Origin of the sequence: Herpetosiphon llansteffanensis (genome assembly GCF_003205875.1) — a bacterium.
Taxonomy (GTDB): domain Bacteria; phylum Chloroflexota; class Chloroflexia; order Chloroflexales; family Herpetosiphonaceae; genus Herpetosiphon; species Herpetosiphon llansteffanensis.
In genome coordinates this window covers 1-1,532 of the sequence record NZ_PUBZ01000031.1, presented here as the reverse complement: position 1 = coordinate 1,532, position 1,532 = coordinate 1, and the positions used below count along the sequence as shown (strand labels likewise).

Sequence of the window (1,532 nt, the reverse complement as noted above, 5' to 3'; positions counted from 1 at the left end):
TCAGCTGTGTATAAGAGACAGCCCCTGACCCCTCATCCCTCACCCCTAGTCGACTGAAACCAACTGGCCATTGATAATTTGTTGAACGCGCAACTCGGCGTTTTGCAGCAACTGATTGCACTGGGCTGCAAGCGCCATGCCGCGTTCGTAATGGCTCAAGGCTTGTTCTAAGGGCAAATCGCCTGCTTCCAAGGCATTGACGGTTTGCTCTAGCTCATGAAATACCGTTTCATATGCTTGATTGGTTGGCATAAATAGTCTCCTTTTTACACGCCGCGAATTAATCCCAATTCAGCACTAAAGCCTGGCCCAAACACCGCGAGCAAGCCAAATTCGTCTTTCGCGAGCGGTTTGGCAGCTAAGGCTTGTTGCAGCACAAAGAAAATCGTCGCTGAAGACATATTGCCATAAGTGCGCAACACATCACGCGAAACTGCCAAATCGGCATCGCTGAGCTGCAACGATTCTTGGTAGGCTTGCACAACTTTGGCTCCGCCTGGGTGGAGCAAATAGCGCCCCAGATCTGCTTGATTGAGGCCATGCTGGGCCAGAAATTCATCCAGCAAAGGCCGAAACTGCTCGCGTACAATCGAGGGAATTCGTGATGAGAACACGACTTCAAAGCCTGAATTGACGATATTCCAGCCCATAATTTCGGCGCTATCGGGGTAGAGATGGCTACGGGTTGCGACAATCTCGCCAAAGGCTTGATTACGCGGATTTACCTGATCGCCCTCTAATAATACCGCCGTTACGCCATCGCCAAACAACGAGGTGGCAATCAAATTGCGTTTTGAAAAATCATCGGCGAGATAGGTCAGCGAGCAAAATTCAACATTGAGCAACAACACGCGCTGGGTTGGCTCAGCGCGCAAATAATCGAAGGCCGTGTTGAGGCCCCCCAAGCCACCAGCACAGCCCAAGCCCCAAATTGGCGTGCGCCGCGTTTGAGGTCGCATGCCAAGCCGCTGCATCAGCAAGGCATCAAGGCTGGGAGCTGCTAGCCCAGTGGTCGTGACAACCACAATATGGTCAATATCGTTGGGTGTAAGATCAAGCGGCTGTAAACATGCTTCAATCGCTTGGCAACTCAAATCGAGAGCTGCCTCAATAAACACCGCGTTGCATTCTGCAAAACTGCGTGGTTCGTGCCACCATTCCAATGGGCGTACCAAGTAGCGAGTATCAATTTGGGCATGGCGAAAGATCGTCAGGTAGCGCTGAATTTCGGGAAAAGCTGCGGCAAAGCGTTGGGCAACCATATCTTGCACTGCTCGTTGAGGCACGCAATATTGTGGCACGCCTAGCCCAATTGCTTGGATTCGTGGCATCATCGTTCCTATCTACTAGTGGCTGCTGCTTATCGGCTGAAGCAGTTGGCTGTTTAACTATAGCATGGGCTAGACCAGAACATAGAGCATAGAGCATAGAACATAAAGCATAAAGATAAAATCAAAAGTCAAAAATCAAAAGCCCCAAAGCCTACAGCCAACAGCCCATAGCCATACCTTCTCTGCGCCGCTGCGTTAAAA

Annotated in this window: 2 protein-coding genes; both read right to left on the bottom strand. The window is 50.7% G+C overall.

What is annotated here, in order from left to right; translation table 11 throughout:
* Positions 1-45 precede the first annotated feature (45 nt).
* Positions 46-252, bottom strand: coding sequence for an exodeoxyribonuclease VII small subunit (gene xseB, locus C5S61_RS01850; RefSeq protein ID WP_110513421.1), 207 nt, complete (start codon positions 250-252; stop codon positions 46-48).
* A gap of 14 nt (positions 253-266) precedes the next feature.
* A complete protein-coding gene (locus C5S61_RS01845) occupies positions 267-1,331 on the bottom strand; it encodes a type III polyketide synthase (RefSeq protein ID WP_164689165.1) in 1,065 nt (354 codons plus the stop codon).
* Positions 1,332-1,532: the final 201 nt, after the last annotated feature.

Excerpts from the sequence above, each read along its gene's own strand:
- C5S61_RS01845 (WP_164689165.1), bottom strand. The coding sequence starts at position 1,331 with ATGCCACGAATCCAAGCAATTGGGCTAGGCGTGCCACAATATTGCGTG.
- xseB (WP_110513421.1), bottom strand. The coding sequence starts at position 252 with ATGCCAACCAATCAAGCATATGAAACGGTATTTCATGAGCTAGAGCAA.